10 protein-coding genes are annotated in these 13,778 nt (G+C 72.8%); 5 read left to right on the forward strand and 5 right to left on the reverse strand.

Annotation, left to right across the window (positions count from 1 at the left end; all coding sequences use genetic code 11):
* Positions 1 to 2: 2 nt before the first annotated feature.
* Both AB0K08_RS12800 and AB0K08_RS12805 read right to left on the reverse strand, forming a co-directional pair.
* Positions 3 to 3,194: an AAA family ATPase gene (locus AB0K08_RS12800; protein WP_363355036.1), complete on the reverse strand. Its 3,192-nt coding sequence runs from the start codon at positions 3,192 to 3,194 to the stop codon at positions 3 to 5.
* Positions 3,191 to 4,459: an exonuclease SbcCD subunit D gene (locus AB0K08_RS12805; protein ID WP_363355038.1), complete on the reverse strand. Its 1,269-nt coding sequence runs from the start codon at positions 4,457 to 4,459 to the stop codon at positions 3,191 to 3,193. Before AB0K08_RS12805 ends, AB0K08_RS12800 begins: the two co-directional genes overlap by 4 nt.
* A 90-nt stretch (positions 4,460 to 4,549) precedes the next feature.
* Between AB0K08_RS12805 and AB0K08_RS12810 the strand changes: the two genes are divergently transcribed.
* The gene (locus tag AB0K08_RS12810; RefSeq protein WP_363355040.1) at positions 4,550 to 5,695 is read left to right on the forward strand and encodes an ADP-ribosylglycohydrolase family protein; all 1,146 of its coding nucleotides are present in this window, start codon (positions 4,550 to 4,552) and stop codon (positions 5,693 to 5,695) included.
* Positions 5,696 to 5,708: 13 nt separating this feature from the next.
* Here the strand turns inward: AB0K08_RS12810 and AB0K08_RS12815 are convergent, their stop codons facing one another.
* Positions 5,709 to 7,217, reverse strand: coding sequence for an NAD-dependent succinate-semialdehyde dehydrogenase (locus tag AB0K08_RS12815; RefSeq protein ID WP_363355041.1), 1,509 nt, complete (start codon positions 7,215 to 7,217; stop codon positions 5,709 to 5,711).
* Positions 7,218 to 7,305: 88 nt separating this feature from the next.
* Here AB0K08_RS12815 and AB0K08_RS12820 point away from each other — a divergent pair, with 88 nt between their 5' ends.
* Complete coding sequence (locus tag AB0K08_RS12820) at positions 7,306 to 8,571, forward strand: aminotransferase class III-fold pyridoxal phosphate-dependent enzyme (protein ID WP_363355043.1); 1,266 nt, start codon at positions 7,306 to 7,308, stop codon at positions 8,569 to 8,571.
* Positions 8,572 to 8,586: 15 nt separating this feature from the next.
* Positions 8,587 to 9,114 carry a DUF3830 family protein gene (locus AB0K08_RS12825; protein ID WP_363355045.1) on the forward strand — a complete coding sequence of 176 codons (528 nt, stop codon included), beginning with the start codon at positions 8,587 to 8,589 and terminating at the stop codon, positions 9,112 to 9,114.
* 48 nt (positions 9,115 to 9,162) lie between these two features.
* On the opposite strand, the gene AB0K08_RS12830 is transcribed toward AB0K08_RS12825, so the two are convergent.
* Positions 9,163 to 10,539, reverse strand: coding sequence for an amidase (locus tag AB0K08_RS12830; RefSeq protein WP_363355047.1), 1,377 nt, complete (start codon positions 10,537 to 10,539; stop codon positions 9,163 to 9,165).
* Positions 10,540 to 10,795: 256 nt separating this feature from the next.
* On the opposite strand from AB0K08_RS12830, the gene AB0K08_RS12835 reads away from it, so the two are divergent.
* Both AB0K08_RS12835 and AB0K08_RS12840 read left to right on the forward strand, forming a co-directional pair.
* The gene (locus AB0K08_RS12835; RefSeq protein WP_363355049.1) at positions 10,796 to 11,635 is read left to right on the forward strand and encodes an Asp/Glu/hydantoin racemase; all 840 of its coding nucleotides are present in this window, start codon (positions 10,796 to 10,798) and stop codon (positions 11,633 to 11,635) included.
* Complete coding sequence (locus tag AB0K08_RS12840) at positions 11,632 to 12,435, forward strand: maleate cis-trans isomerase (RefSeq protein ID WP_363355051.1); 804 nt, start codon at positions 11,632 to 11,634, stop codon at positions 12,433 to 12,435. Before AB0K08_RS12835 ends, AB0K08_RS12840 begins: the two co-directional genes overlap by 4 nt.
* Here AB0K08_RS12840 and AB0K08_RS12845 read toward each other — a convergent pair.
* Positions 12,432 to 13,712, reverse strand: a complete 1,281-nt coding sequence (locus AB0K08_RS12845) for a Glu/Leu/Phe/Val dehydrogenase dimerization domain-containing protein (protein ID WP_363355053.1) — start codon at positions 13,710 to 13,712, stop codon at positions 12,432 to 12,434. The two genes, AB0K08_RS12840 and AB0K08_RS12845, sit on opposite strands and share 4 nt — an antisense overlap.
* Positions 13,713 to 13,778: the final 66 nt, after the last annotated feature.

Here is a 13,778-nt window from a genome sequence, read left to right on the forward strand (position 1 = left end):
GGCTACACCGGGTCCGGCACCCGGACCTGCAGGTGGGAGCCCTGCTTGGTCTTCTGCACCTCGAGCCGGTAGCCGATGTCCTGCTTCATCCTCTCCACGTGACTGACGATCCCGATGGTCCGTCCACCGGCCTGGAGCCCGTCCAGCACGTCCATGACGTCCGCGAGGGTCTCCGCGTCCAGGGAGCCGAAGCCCTCGTCCACGAACAGGGTGTCCATGTCGATGCCGCCCGACTCCGCCTGGACGGTGTCCGCCAGTCCCAGGGCCAGCGCGAGGGAGGCCATGAAGGTCTCGCCGCCGGACAGGGTGGCGGCCGCGCGCTCGTCCTCGGTGAACCGGTCCAGGACCGTGATGTCCAGTCCCCGGACGCCCCGCCCCCGCGCGGAGTCATCATGGCGCAGCTCGTAGCGGCCCTGGGTCATGCCCAGCAGACGTTCGGTGGCGGCGGCGACGACCTCCTCCAGCCGCCCCGCCAGGACGTAACTGCCCAACGTCATCTTGTAGGAGTTCTCCCCCGCCCCGCGGACCAGACGGAGCAGGGCCTCGGTCTCCTCGTAGACGGCCAGCTGTGCGGCGGAACGTTCGGCCACCTCGGTGAGCACTCCGGTCTGCCGTGTCACGAGCCGGTGCAGCGATTCCAGGGCTCCGGAGGTCTCTGCCGCGGTGTCGCGCCGCAGGGCGGCGTCCTGGACGGCCTGCGCATGGGCGGCGAGTTCTGCCTCCGACGGCGCGGCGACCCCCTGAGCGGCCAGCGCGCGGCCGCGGACGACGGCGTCGCTGGCCGCCAGCTCTGTGAGTGCCGCCTCCTCCCGGTCCCAGTCCCGCAGGGCGGCACCCCGCTGGCCCTCACCGTCACCGGGAAGCAGCGCCCCGCGCACCTGGTCTAGGCTGGTGAAGGAGCTGGCCGCCAGCTCCCGGGCGAGTTGCTCGCGCGCCTGCGTGGCCAGGGTGCGCTGGGTGGCCTCCTGCTGCACGGCGGCCCGTGCGGCGTCCACGCGGCCCCTGGCATCCTCCAGTTCCCGCCGCACCTCGGCCAGCGCGGCATGCTCGCCCAGCGCCTCCGCCACGGCCCGCCGGAGCCGGTGGACGGACTGCTCCGTGGTGGTGAGCCGCGCCTGTGCCCCGGCCAACTCCCCGCGGGCCGCCTGGACCGCCGCTGCACGCTCCTGCTGGTCCTGTTCGTTCTGCGTCACGGCGGCCCGGGCCTGGGTGAGGTCCTCGGCGGCCTTCCGGGCGGTGGCCACCTGGTCGCGGGCCTGGCTGCGGGCCTGTTCGGCGGCCTGGGGCGTGAGCCCGCCGGCGGCCACGCGGCTGGCCTCGGCCGTGCTCCGTGCGGTGGCGACCGCCTCCTCAGCCTGACGCCGCCGGTCCGTCTGCACCTCCATCTGACGCCGTGCCGCGTCCTGAGCCTCACCGGAGATCTCGGCGTCCCCCGGAGCCGCGGGCGCCGGGTGCTCCACGGAACCGCAGACCTGGCAGGGTGATCCGCTCTCCAGCTCACCCGCCAGCAGGGACGCCGCCCCGGCGAGGCGCTGTTCCACGACCCGGTGCCAGGCGTCCACAGCGGCCTGGGCCCGGTCCGTGGCGCCGCGCAGCAGCTCCGCCGCCTCAGTCAACGCGCGGTCGTCCCGGTCATGGGCCAGGGCGGCCTCCCACCGGGCCGTCGCCTCGTCCAGTCCCTGGTGCGCCGCGTCCAGGCCCCCGGCCGGCGCCGCCAGGTCCTCCACGCGCTGCTGCAGGCCACGGTGGGCCTCCACCAGCCGCTCCCGCTCATGCTCTTCGCTCTGGGCCTGGTGAGTCCACCGCGCAATGTCCGCCTGCAGCCGCACAAGGTCCGCCTCCGCCACGAGCAAGGCGGCCGCGTCCTCCTCGCGGTCGGCCAACCGGTCCAAGTCCCGCTCGGCCCGCTGACGCAGCGCATCCAGGCGGGAGGCGAGCTCGCACGGGGGCGCATCCCGGTCAGGTTCTGCGGCGGGCTGCCCCGAGGGTTCTGCGCGGTCCCACTGCGCGCAGAGCGGGTGACCGAGGGCGTGGCTGAGCGCCTGTTCCACCGTCTGTGCGGCCGCCGCGGACGCCTCGGCAGCCTCCGCGGATTCCGCGGCCCGCTTCTGAAGTGGCACCGCCTCCCGGTGCCGCTCCACCGCCACGCGGTCCGCCGCCGCCTGCTCCCGCCGCTCCTCGTGCACCGTGGACCTCGACCGCCACGCCCCGGCGGCCTGCAGATCCTGCTCACGGCGGGTCAACTGCTCGGCGGCGTTCTGGGCCGACTGCAGGGCGAGCGCCGCCTGCTGACGTTCCAGGCGTCCCGCCTCGACGGCGGTTCCCACTGCGGTGAGGCTCCGCTCGACCAGCTCCGCATCCGGCCAGTTCTCCGGCGCGGCGTCCTCAGCTCCCTCACCCCGGTCGACCTCGCCCTCACCCTCGTCGACCTCGGTCTCACCGCCGTCGACCATGGCCTCACCGCCGACCACCTCCTCGGGTGCCGGATGCCACCACTGCTCACCCAGGGTCTCCTGCACGGCGAAGCGCAGGTCCTGCCGGGCTGCCGCCACCACGTCCCGGTCCCGTTGAACGGACTGGCCCACGGTCTTGAGCCGGTCCGCGAGGGAGGTCTCGACCCCGTCGAAGCGGCCGGTGCCGAAGAGCGTGCGCAGCAGCGTCTCCTTCTCCTTGGACTCGGCGCGCAGGAAGTGGGCGAACTCCCCCTGTGGCAACAGCACCACCCGCATGAACTGCTGGGCGTCCAGGGACAGCTCCGCGCGCAGCAGCTGTCCGATCTCGTCCGCCCGGACCGAGAGTTCCACCCACTCGCCGTCCCGCCGTTCGCGCAGGACGGCCCCCGCCTTCTCCTCGGTCAGGGCCACGCCGTCCTGGTCCTTGCGCCGACGCTTGGCGACGCGCCGGAAGCGGGGCCACCGCAGCACCTCGAAGCGGCGCGAACGGATCGTGAAGTCCAGCAGGACCTCGGGCCGGGTCCCCACCGGCGACTGCGTGCTGGCCAACGACTCCGGGCTGCGGCCGCCGGGGACCGAGCCGTAGAGGGCGAAGCAGATCCCCGCGAGCACGGTGGACTTGCCGGCGCCCGTGGGCCCGTCCAGCAGGAAGAGCCCGGCCTCATTGAGGGTGGTGAAATCAACCGTCTCCCGTCCGGCGAAGGGGCCGAAGCCGTTCAGCTCGATCCGGTGGATCCTCACGCCGCGCTCCCCTCGCCCTGTTCGGCCCGGAGCCGGCTCTCCTGCAGCGCGGACTCCAGCAGCCCCGCCTCGGACGCGCTGGCCGGACGCTGCCGGACATGCTCCACGAAGCCCGTGCAGACCTCCAGGTCCGAGCTGGCGGCCGCCAGCCGGGCCGCATAGGTGGAGGGCGCCGTGGCAGGGACGCCCTCCGGGTCCAGGACGAAGTTCAGCAACCCGTCGAATCGCTCCTTCAACCGACGGTAGGCCTGGGGTGGACGCACCGGATCCGTCACGGTGATCTGGCACCAGCGGTCCTCGGCCCAGGCGTGGTCCTCGTTCGCGAGCAGGTCCTCGATCCGGCCGCGCAGCACCGCCAGCCGCCGACCGGCCGAGAAGTCCACCGGTTCCACGCCCGTGACCGCCCCGTGGGCCGTGCTCACGAGCCAGCCGCCCTTGGTGTGGTCGGCCTCGGAGAACGAATAGGCCAGTGGCGACCCCGAGTACCGCACGGCCTCGGCCATCCGCTGCCGTCCGTGCAGATGCCCCAGGGCCGTATAGTCCAACCCCTCGAACACGGTGACGGGCACCTGGCCCAAGGTGCCGACCACCAGATCCCCGGTCCCCGATTCCGCCGGCCGCTCGGCCCCGATGTCCCGTTCACTGTCCGAACCGGCTCCCCCGGCGGCGAAGAGATGGGCCATGACCACGATCGCCGTGTCCCGGCCGCTTCGTCCAGCGGTCCCGCCTGGTCCGCTTGGTCCGTCTATCCCGTCTGCCTCACCGAAGCGTTCCGCGGCGTCCCGCCGGATGCGACGCACGGCCTCGGCGGTGACGGCCGGATGCTGCGGTTCGACCTCCCAGACCTGGCCGGCGTGCCGCGGTTCGAGGTAGGGGATCCCGTAGACGGCGACCGAGCCGCCGTCCGGGTCCGGGAGCACCACCGGCGTGGCGATGCCGTCCAGGCGCGTGCGCACGTGCACCCCGGCGGCCTCCATCAGATGGCCGCCGAATCCCAGGCGGATGGCCGAATCGTGGTTCCCGCTGGTCAGCACCACCTGGGCCCCGGCGGCCACGAACTCGGCCAGGGCGGCGTCCAGGAGCTCGACGGCGTCCGCAGCGGGCAACGCCCGGTCATAGACATCACCGGCCACCAGGACGAGGTCCACGCCGCGGTCGCGGACGGTGGCCACCATCTGGTCCAGGACCTCTCGCTGGGCCTGGAGCATGCCGGTGCCGTGGAAGGACCGGCCCAGGTGCCAGTCAGAGGTGTGCAGGATCAACATGCCACCCACGCTATCCGTCGGCGGGGACACAATAGGCCGTTGTCCACAGTTCGCCACGACGGTGCCCGAACCCTCCCTACCATGGAGTACATGAGCGATGCCCCCGCGCCCCGGCCCGATTCACCTGCCTATGCCTCCCGGGTGCTGGGCCTGCTGGCCGCCGGCGCCGCCGGGGACGCCCTGGGCTACACCGTGGAGTTCTCCTCGCTGGATGAGATCCGTGCCGAGTACGGCGACGCGGGGGTGGCCCATCCCCTCCAGGTGCCCGCGATCCGCGCCGGGGGGACCATCCCGGTCAGCGATGACACGCAGCTGACGCTGTTCGTGCTGGACGGACTGCTGGACTGGATCGAATGGGCCAATGAGGGCTCCATGGCCGATCCGGCGGCCAGCGTGTGGTTGTCCTGCCTGCGCTGGTACCGCACCCAGACCGGTCACCTCCCCGAGGGCGCCCCGCAGCCTCCCACCCGCTGGCTGGACGCCCACCCCGAGCTGGGTGTCCGGCGCGCCCCCGGCAACGCCTGCCTGTCCGGGCTGTCCTCCCCGGACATGGGGCTGCCGCACCAGCCGCAGAACCCGGACTCCAAGGGCTGCGGCACGGTGATGCGCTCGGCGCCCTACGGCATGGTGCCCGGACTCGAGGACCACCTCGTGGTCTCGCTCGCCCGCCAGGGCGCCGTGCTCACCCACGGGCATCCGGCGGCCTGGACGGCCGCCGCCGCCTTCGCCCTGATGGTCTCCCGGCTGATGGCGGGCCAGGGGTTCGCCGCGGCCGTCGCCGGGGCCTTGGAGTGGCTGGAGACCGTGCCCGACGACGGCGGCACGGCCGCCGCGGTCCGCGCGGCGCTCGCTCTGGCCGGGTCCGGGGACCCCGCGCCCGACGGGACCGCCGCCGGGGAGGCGACCGGGCCGGCGTCGTCCCCGGGGGTGGTCTCCGGAGGGCTCCCGGCGGAACTCGGCGAGGGCTGGGTGGCCGAGGAGGCCCTCGCCGTGGCCGTCTACGCCGTCCTGGCGACCGACGGACCGTCCGCGCAGCCCACCAACCACCTCCGGGCCGCACTGGCCCTCGCCATCAACCACGGCGGCGATTCCTATTCCACCGCCTCCCTGGCCGGACAGCTGCTCGGCGCCCGCTATGGCATGGCGGTCTTCCCGGACGGCGCCGTGCCGGCGTGGATCGGCGAGCGGGAGGTCATCGTAGAGGCGGCGGAGCGGTGGACCGCCGCCACGAGCTAGGCCGCGATCCAGGTCACAGGCCGACGCTGATGTACTTGGTCTCCAGGAACTCGTCGATCCCGTGGAAACCGCCCTCGCGGCCCACCCCGGACTCCTTGACGCCGCCGAAGGGGGCCGCGGGGTTGGACACCACCCCGCGGTTGAGCCCGACCATGCCGGCCTCCAGGGCGTGGCTGACCCTGAATCCCCGGGCCAGGTCGGTGGTGAACAGGTAGGAGACCAGCCCGTAGGGGGTGTCGTTGGCAATGGCCACGGCCTCCTCCTCCGTCTCGAAGGTGGAGATCGCGGCCACCGGTCCGAAGATCTCGGTGCTGCAGAGTTCGGCCTCCGCCGGGACGCCCGTCAGCACCGTGGCCGGATAGAAGTGCCCCGGCCCCTCGATCCGCTCACCGCCGAGGCGTACCTCGGCCCCGCGCCCGACCGCGTCTGCCACCAGCTCGGTGACCTTGTCCACCGCCCCGGCGTTGATGAGGGGCCCCACCACGACGCCGTCCTCCACCCCGCGGCCCAGGGGCAGCTCCGCCATGCGCCGGGTGAGCCGTGCGGTGAACTCCTCCGCCACGGGGCGTTGGACGAGGATGCGGTTGGCGGCCGTGCAGGCCTGGCCGATGTTGCGCATCTTCGCTGCCATGGCGCCCTCCACGGCGACGTCCAGGTCGGCATCGGCGAAGACCAGGAAGGGGGCGTTGCCGCCCAGCTCCATGGAGGTCCGCATGACGGTCTGCGCGGCCAGCTCCAGCAGGGACTTGCCGACCTCGGTGGACCCGGTGAAGGAGAGCTTGCGGGAGCGCGGGTCGAGGATGAGCGGGGTCATCACGTCATTGCTGCGACTCGTGGTGACCACGTTCACCACGCCGTCCGGCACCCCGGCCCGTTCGAGCACCTCCGCGAGCGCGAGGATGGACAGCGGGGTGTGGGAGGCCGGCTTGATGACGGACGTGCAGCCGGCGGCGAGCGCCGGGCCGATCTTGCGGGTGCCCATGGCCAGGGGGAAGTTCCACGGTGTGATGAGCAGGCACGGCCCCACGGGCTCTCGGGCCACGAGGAACCGTGAGTCGCCCGCCGGGGCCGTCATGTAGCCCCCGTCGATCCGGACGGCCTCCTCGGCGAACCAGCGGAAGAACTCGGCCGCGTACGCCACCTCGCCGCGGGCCTCGGCCAGCGGCTTGCCCATCTCCAGGGTCATGATCAGGGCCAGCCGCTCGGACTCCTCGACCATGATCCGGTGGGCGCGGGCGAGGATCTCGCTGCGCTCCCGGGGCGGCGTGGCGGCCCAGGACGGCTGCGCGGCCGCGGCCGCATCCAGGGTGGCGGCGGCCTCCCGGGGGCTGGCATCGGCCACCTCGGTGAGGACCTGGCCCGTGGACGGATCGTGGACGGGCAGCCGCCGCTCGGTGCTGACCCACCTCCCGCCGGCGTAGAGGCCGGTGGGGACCGAGGCGATGGCCGCCGACTCCCGCTCTGGCTGGTTCGAGGGCTGCTTCGAGGGCTGCTGCGAGGGCTGTTGCGTGGACTGGGTCATGGTGAACTCCCGCCTGATGGATCCTTGCCGGTCAGCCCATCGTAGAAGTACTGTCAACTGCCAACCGCACCCCCGTGGAAGGTGATGTATGACCAGCCTGTCGCCCCATCTGAAACAAGCCTCCCCCGTCGTCGTGGACCACGGTCTCGGCAGTTGCCTCTGGGATGCCGAGGGACGCCGCTACCTGGATTTCACCGCCGGCATCGGGGTGGTCAGCACCGGGCACTGTCACCCGCGCGTGGTCGCGGCGGCCCAGGAGCAGGTCGGCTCCCTGATCCACGGTCAGTACACGACCGTCATGCACCGTCCGCTGCAGGAGCTCACCGAGACCCTGGAGGGTGTCCTGCCGCCCTCCCTCGACTCCCTGTTCTTCGCCAACTCCGGCAGTGAGGCCGTGGAGGCCGCCCTGCGCCTGGTGCGCCAGGCCACGGGACGGCCCAACGTGGTGGTCTTCCACGGCGGCTTCCACGGCCGGACGGTGGCCGCGGCCACCATGACCACCTCCGGCACCCGGTTCTCCGCCGGGTTCAGCCCGCTGATGTCCGGGGTGCACGTGGCCCCCTTCCCCACGGCCTACCGCTACGGCTGGAGCGAGGAGGAGGCCACCGCCTTCGCCCTGAGGGAGCTGGACTACCTGTTCGCCACCGTGACCTCGCCCCAGGAGACGGCCGCGTTCATCGTGGAGCCGGTTCTCGGGGAGGGCGGCTACATCCCCGGCAACACCGAGTTCTTCGCCGGCCTGCGGGAGCGGGCGGACCGGCACGGCATCCTGCTGGTGATGGATGAGATCCAGACGGGCTTCGGACGCACGGGCCGCTACTTCGGGCACCAGCACTTCGACGTCCAGCCGGACGTCATCACCATCGCCAAAGGCATCGCCTCCGGGTTCCCGCTGTCCGGGATCGCCGCCTCCGAGGAACTGATGTCCCGCGCCTGGCCCGGGTCCCAGGGGGGCACCTACGGTGCCAACGCCGTCTCCTGTGCGGCCGCCGTCGCCACCCTGCGGGTGATCGAGGAGGAGTCCCTGGTCCAGAACGCGGCAGAGCGTGGCGCCCAGCTGCTGGCGGGGGCCCGTGCCGCGGCGGGCGGGGGGTCCGGCGGCGGGGCCGGCCACGGCATCGGTGACGTTCGTGGCTTGGGGCTGATGGTCGGCAGCGAGTTCACCACCGCGGACGGCGCCCCGGACCCGGACCGGGCGAGGGCCGCCCTGACGGTGGCCGCGGAGAAGGGCCTGCTGATGCTCACCTGCGGGGCGTACATGAACGTGGTGCGGATGATCCCCCCGCTCGTGGTCACCGCCGAGGAGATCGACGAGGGGCTTGCCGTCTGGTCCTCCGTCCTCGCCGAGATCTGAGGGGCGGCACCCACCATGGCCACCGAGCCCCGCCATCTGAGGCTGAGCCTCGCCACCCGTGGGGTCACCTGCCGGATCCGGCTGCTCGACGACCTCGCCCCGGCCACCTGTGCGGCCGTGTGGCGGGCCCTGCCCCTGGCCGGGGACGCCTATCACGCGAAGTTCGCGCGCAACGAGGTCTACACCCTGGTCCCCCGGATCGCCGGGGCACCCCGGCGGGAGAACCCGACCGTCACACCGATCCCCGGGGACGTCTGCCTCTTCGACTTCGAGCCGTGGGAGATCGGCAACCCGGCCTACGGCTACGAGGCCGGGACCACTGCCCATCACGAGCAGGGCGCCACCGACCTGGCGCTGTTCTACGACCGCAACAACCTGTTGCTGAACGGCGACGTCGGCTGGGTCCCGGGCAACGTGTTCGGCACCGTGGTGGACGGGGACGGAACGGACGGCCTGGCCGGGCTGGCGGAGATGGCGGCGGCCTGCAACGACCTGTGGCGCCACGGCTTCGCCGGGGAGCGGCTGGTCTGGGAACGGGACTGAGCAGGCGCGAGCCGGCAGGTCTAGGTGAACAGGTCTAGGTGAACAGGGCTAGGTGAACAGCCGCTCCACGAAGCGTCCGGCGGCCAGCACGAGGTCGTCGGAGTGCCGCGGGCCCACGATCTGCAGGCCGACGGGGCGTCCGTCCGCCGTGGTGCCCACCGGAAGGCTGAGGGCCGGCTGCTGGGAGAGGTTGAACGGGAAGCTGAAGGAGGCCCACTGCGGCCACCGCTCCAGACCACTGCCCGGCGGCACCTCGTGGCCGGCTTCGAAGGCGGGGATCCCGACCGTGGGGGTGAGCAGCAGGTTGTGCTCCTCGTGGAAGGCCCCCATGGTGATGCCGACCTGGGCGGCCACGTTGCGGGCCCGGAGGAAGTCCACGGCGCTGTACCCCTCCCCGAGGTCCCACACCCGGCCCAGACCCGGATCGACCGTCGCCCGGGCCCCCGGCATGGAATCCAGCAGGGTGGCGGCACCCGCGGCCCAGAGCACCTCGAAGGCCTCGATCGGGTCGCTCAGCCCGGGGTCGGCTTCGGTGACGTGCAGTCCCGCGGCCTCGATCCGCCGGACGGCCTCCTGCACGACGACGGCCACCTCACCGTCCACGTGCGCGTAGCCGAGGTCGGGTGAGAAGGCCACATGCAGCCCCGTCACCTCCCGGTTCAGTTCCCCCCGGAAGGTGCGCTGGGGCGGTGCCAGGGACGTGGGGTCACGATGGTCCGGCAGGGCCAGGATGTCCATCATCAGGGCGGCGTCCTCCACCGTGCGCGTCATGGGGCCGGCGTGGGCCAGGGGGCCGAAGGGGCTGGCGGGATACAACGGGATCCGTCCGTGGGTGGGCTTGAAACCCACGATGCCGCAGAAGGAGGCCGGGATGCGGACGCTCCCGCCGCCGTCGGTCCCCACGGAGACCGGGCCCAGGCCCGCGGCCACCGCCGCGGCCGAGCCGCCGGAGGAGCCGCCCGCGGTCAGCCGCGGGTCCACGGGGTTGCGGGTGATGCCGTGCAGCGGGCTGTCCGTGACGGCCTTCCACGCCAGCTCGGGGGTGGTGGTCTTGCCCAGGAAGACCATGCCGTCCGCACGCAGCCGGGCGGCCACGGGGGAATCGACGACCCAAGGCTGATCGGGATCGATCGCCTTGGACCCGCGCAGGGTGGGCCAGCCGTCCGTCAGGAAGATGTCCTTGATCGAGACCGGGACCCCGTCCAGCAGTCCCCGGGGATGGTCGTCCCGCCAGCGGGACTCGGACCGGCGCGCCTGGTCCAGGGCGGCGTCCGCATCCACCAGGCAGTAGGCACCGAGCCCCGACTCACCGTGGTCGATCTCGCCGATGCGCTCCAGGATGGTCGTGGTGGCCTCCACGGGGGAGAGCTCCCGGCTTCCGTAGGCGGCCACGAGCTCGACGGCGGACATCTGCGTGGGGTCCATCTGAACCTCCCGAATCGACGGTGCTGCACGGTTGCGCGGTCGGTTCGGAACCGATCGCGTCCTGAGCATTATGGGTGGTTGATCTGCGGGGATGGAAGGGGCGCGGTGCGCCCGTGAGCAGACCATGGCCTGCTGACCGGCACTGCCCCTATCATTCAGCAGACCGTCCCCCGTGGCCCCGCGCACCCCCGCGCCGAGCAACCGGTGGACCGGCCCCAGGCATGAAGGCGGGGTGCTTCCGGTGGATCCGACCGATGTGGACTTGAACCATATGGACCCGAACTATGTGGTGCTGAACGGCGCGGGTCCGGACGGCGCGGGCCCGGAGGAGGCGAACGAGCAGGACCTGAGCGATCAGGCCTTCGACGGGCCCGTGGTCCAGCGCGGCATCGGCATCATCGCGCCCTTCGACCTCGCCTTGGAACGGGAGCTGTGGCGGTGGACTCCCCTGGACGTCAGCCTGCACCTGGCGCGGACCCCCTTCGAAGCGGTGCCGGTCAGCCTCGAGATGGCCGAGCTGGTCTCCGAGCATCGGCATGTCCAGGCGGCCACGCGGGACGTGCTGGGCGTCGATCCGGAGGTGGTGGCCTACCTGTGCACCTCGGGCAGCTTCATCCACGGGCTGGCCCACGAGGCCCGGCTCCGGCAGTCCATCCTGCAGGCCGGGGCGCCGGAGGCGGTCACCACCTCCGGGGCCCTCGCAGAGGCCGTCGGGGCACTGGACCTGCGGCGGGTCTCGGTGATCACCCCCTACGACGCCGACCTGACGGACCGGCTGGTGAGTTTCCTCGGGGAGCTGGGGGTCACGGTCCCCCGGCGCCACTACCTCGGACTGGGCGGAGGCATCTGGCGGGTCAACTACCGCACCGTGGCCGAGCTCATCCTGGCCGCGGACAGCCCCGAGGCCCAGGCGGTGTTCGTGTCCTGCACCAACCTGCCCACCTACGACATCATCGAGCCGCTGGAACGCCGGCTCGGCAAGCCCGTGCTGACCGCCAACCAACTCACCATCTGGGCCTGTCTGGGCCGCATGGGGTTGCCCATGGTCGGTCCCGGGCGCCGACTGGCCGGAGTCTTCCGGGAAGGACCGCCATGAACACCGCGCCGCCCAGCCACCCGGTCGCCGGGCCGGGACCCCGGCCCCCCGCCGTCGGGATCATCTACCCGGACCATGCCGCGGAGGACGAGTATCCCGCGGCGGCGCAGCGGCTCGGGGTGCGCCTGCCGGTCGAGCACGTCTACGGGACGGACCTGCACGCCGTGGCCGAGCTGATGGACCTGGGGAGCCCGGAGCGGCTCGCCGACGGCGTCCGGCGCCTGATGGCACGGGAGGGCCCCGGCGGGCTGGACGCCGTGATGTGGGCCTGCACCTCCGGCAGTTTCGTCTTCGGCCACGAGGGGGTCCGGCGGCAGGCCGAACAGCTGGCGGAGGTGGCCGGGGTGCCCGCAGCCAGTACCTCGCAGGCATTCGTCGCCGCCCTGACTGCACTCGGCATCGACCGGGTGGCCGTGGCCGCCAGCTACCCGGCGGACGTGTCGCGGCTATTCTCCGACTACCTGCAGGCCTCAGGCATCCGGGTCCAGGCCCTGGGCAGCGCCGGGATCGAGACCGCCGCCGGCGTCGGCCGGCTCACGGCCGAGCAGGTGACGGACCTGGCCCTCCGGAACGACGATGAGGCCGCCGGCGCCCTGCTCATCCCGGACACGGCCATGCACACGCTGGGCGTGGTGGGTGACGTGGAGACCCGGCTGGGCAAGCCCGTCCTCACCGCCAACCAGGTGACCCTCTGGTACGGGCTGCAACTGGCCGGGTCTGCCGGGGTCACCAGCCCCGGATGGGGGACGCTCTTCACCGGTACCGGCACCAGCACCAGCACCGACACCGGGTCCGGTTAGGGGATCGTGATCTCGCGATCCGCGAGCGCCGTCAGGTTGGCGGCGGCGAAACCCCAGGCGCTGCGCCGCGGGATGATGCGGTCGGCCTGCCAGGCGTCCATCATGAACGCCACCTTGCCCTGCATCTCCGTGCGGAGGCGGCCGAAGGAGTCCTGTGGGTCCGTCCCCACCTGTCCCTGCAGCAGCCACCAGGCCCAGGCGGCGGCCCCGGCGTTGGCCACGAAATCCGGGACCACCGGGATGCCGCGCACTGCCAGGCGTTCCTCCGCGGCCGGCGTCGTGGGTGAATTCGCGGCCTCGACCACCACGCGGGCCGCGACGTCCGCCACCGATTCCTCGCGCAGCGAGTAGGAGACGGCGGCGGGGACCAGGATGTCCACGGGGGCCGCGAGCACCGCGTCCCGGGGCAGGATCTCGACGTCGGCCGGGACCGTGGCCCGGTCGATCTCACCGAAGTGGTCGCGTGCGGCCAGCAGCGCCGGGATGTCCAGCCCGCGGGGCCGGAACAGGGTGCCCGCGGCGTCGGCGATCGCCGTCACCCGCACGCCGGCCTCATGCAGGTACCACGCGGCGCCGCCGCCCATGGTGCCGATCCCCTGGATGGCCACCGTGGTCTCGGCCGGGTCCAGCCCCAGGGACGCCGCCACGGCCAGACAGGCCTGGGCCACGCCGTAGCCGCCGATCACGTCCCCCAGCGGCAGCCCGTCCCCGTCCTGCACCGCCAGTCCGGCACGGACGCGGTCCAGGGTGGTGGCCGGGTTCGGAGAGCGCAGCATCGCCGCGTGGAACGACTGGTCCAGGCCCAGTCGGGCGAAGACCGCGTCCAGGTCCGACTGGGCCACCCCGAGGTCCTCGGCGGTGACCCAGGACCGTTCGAGCCACGGGCGCAGGTCCGCGAAGAACCGCTCCAGCACGCCGAGGGCCCCCGGGGACCTGGGGTCCAGGCTCAGTCCCGCTTTGGCGCCGCCCACGGGGAGCCCGAACGCGGCGGTCTTCGTGGCCATGCACCGGGCCAGGTCCGCGACCTCGTCCCGCGTGCACCCGGCCCGCATGCGGGTGCCCCCGGTGGCCAGCCCGCCGACGAGGGTGTGCACCACCAGCCACCCCCGGGTTCCGGTGACCGGGTCCGTCCAGGCCACCTCGTGCTCCGGCGGGCGGTTGAAGGGGTCGCTGCGCGTGTAGGGGTCGGTCTGGGGAACGGTGCCGGTGCCAGGACCGGTACGGAAGCCGGTGCCGAACGGTCCCCGACCGTCTCCGGGATTGTGGGTCAGTGTCATGCCCGCCACCTCCAATGTCTGTGCGGTTCGTCCGCCTGCGCGGTTCGTCCTTGAGATCGGTGCGCA

The sequence above is a fragment of the Citricoccus sp. NPDC055426 genome, from assembly GCF_040677445.1.
Taxonomy (GTDB): Bacteria; Actinomycetota; Actinomycetes; order Actinomycetales; family Micrococcaceae; genus Citricoccus.

What these genes read in the sequence shown, in the direction of transcription:
- AB0K08_RS12805 (WP_363355038.1), bottom strand. Translation starts at nt 4,459, where the DNA reads ATGTTGATCCTGCACACCTCTGACTGGCACCTGGGCCGGTCCTTCCAC.
- AB0K08_RS12810 (WP_363355040.1), top strand. Translation starts at nt 4,550, where the DNA reads ATGAGCGATGCCCCCGCGCCCCGGCCCGATTCACCTGCCTATGCCTCC.
- AB0K08_RS12815 (WP_363355041.1), bottom strand. Translation starts at nt 7,217, where the DNA reads ATGACCCAGTCCACGCAACAGCCCTCGCAGCAGCCCTCGAAGCAGCCC.
- AB0K08_RS12820 (WP_363355043.1), top strand. Translation starts at nt 7,306, where the DNA reads ATGACCAGCCTGTCGCCCCATCTGAAACAAGCCTCCCCCGTCGTCGTG.
- AB0K08_RS12825 (WP_363355045.1), top strand. Translation starts at nt 8,587, where the DNA reads ATGGCCACCGAGCCCCGCCATCTGAGGCTGAGCCTCGCCACCCGTGGG.
- AB0K08_RS12830 (WP_363355047.1), bottom strand. Translation starts at nt 10,539, where the DNA reads ATGGACCCCACGCAGATGTCCGCCGTCGAGCTCGTGGCCGCCTACGGA.
- AB0K08_RS12840 (WP_363355051.1), top strand. Translation starts at nt 11,632, where the DNA reads ATGAACACCGCGCCGCCCAGCCACCCGGTCGCCGGGCCGGGACCCCGG.
- AB0K08_RS12845 (WP_363355053.1), bottom strand. Translation starts at nt 13,712, where the DNA reads ATGACACTGACCCACAATCCCGGAGACGGTCGGGGACCGTTCGGCACC.